This is a genomic window from Pseudomonas sp. B14(2017) (assembly GCF_002113255.1).
Classification (GTDB): domain Bacteria; phylum Pseudomonadota; class Gammaproteobacteria; order Pseudomonadales; family Pseudomonadaceae; genus Aquipseudomonas; species Aquipseudomonas putida_Z.
The window spans coordinates 1-1,223 of the sequence record NZ_NEJY01000056.1; the positions used below are offsets into that span (position 1 = coordinate 1).

Annotated in this window: 1 protein-coding gene; it reads left to right on the top strand. The window is 63.5% G+C overall.

Features of this window, described 5'->3' with window-relative positions:
• Positions 1-1,223: T6SS effector BTH_I2691 family protein (locus tag CAG34_RS27300; RefSeq protein ID WP_305880220.1), on the top strand; the 1,223-nt coding region annotated here is incomplete at both ends.

The window sequence follows — 1,223 nt, forward strand, 5'->3', positions numbered from 1 at the left end:
ATGAGCATCAGCAAAGCCATCCACATCGCCATGCAGGAAGAGATCCCCAACACCTACGGCACCTGTAATGCCTGCGAACGCTCCGGCCTGCCGATTCTGCTGCTGCGCGAGGCCTACGCCCCGCGCCCGGATACAGGGCGCCCCTATCGCCTGGCAGACGATAGCGAAATCATCTTCCACCCGATGCACACCGACCAGTTGCGCCTCCTGCGCCAGGGTTATGTCTACGTACTGCTCGACCAGGAAATCTGGCAGGCCTACGAGGTAGCGGCGGAAGGTACCTTGCAGCGCTTTCCGGTATCGCAGATGCCCTTGGGGCCACCCAGGTCGTTACCCAAGGTATGCGCCACCGAAGGCCACGATGTGATCGCCTCGTTCATCAACATCGACACCCTGCTCTACCGCAAGGCCTGGATCGCCTTCGCCAACGACCCCTGGCCCCGTGCGGTACTCGACCGCTATCGGCAAGGCATCGCCGACAGTGACCCGGGCACCCTCGCCCGCTTCGTCGAGGTGGACCTGAACACCGCACGCAACGACCCTGCCAGCCTCGGCATCGCCATGACCGACAGCTTCCGCTTCGGCCTGGAACAGGTGCTGGAGTTCTCGACCTTTTCCTCTGCCAGGTTTACCAGCGCTCATGGCTTTTACAGCCGCCTGGGCCGCTGGCATGAAACCCGCACGCATGTGCGCAATGTCATCCAGCAGGAACAACTGCCCAATGGCCTGCTGGCGCTGACGCTGCCCGACCCGGTCGGCATGGTCATGGAGCTCAACGCGCAACGCACTGGCTGGGTGCAAGCCCTGCAGGAATGGCGGGCGCAGCCGCAGCGGCACTTCGAGTACTTCACCTCGCAAGCACTACTGGGCATCCGCGAATTGCACGCTGCCATGGCGGCAGTGCAGGGTGCCGAGGACGCGCAGCGGGAAGCCCGGCAGGTCGAGCAGTGGAACGACAGCCCAATCGCGGCCAAGGCGTATCTGCCGCCGGTGGACATCGACGCGCAGACCGAACGCAACATCGCGCGCAAACAGCAGGATGCCCGCGAGCGGCTGGAAGAGCGTTACGACGAAAGCGCCCGCGCCGCGTTCCAGGCCGATTACGACCGCGAACTGAAAAACTGGCAGTCGATGATCGACCAGGTTGGCGATCTGTATGCGCGGCACTATGCCAAGCGGGCGTTTCAGCAGATCGGCTACTACGACTATGACGCGACCTCCCC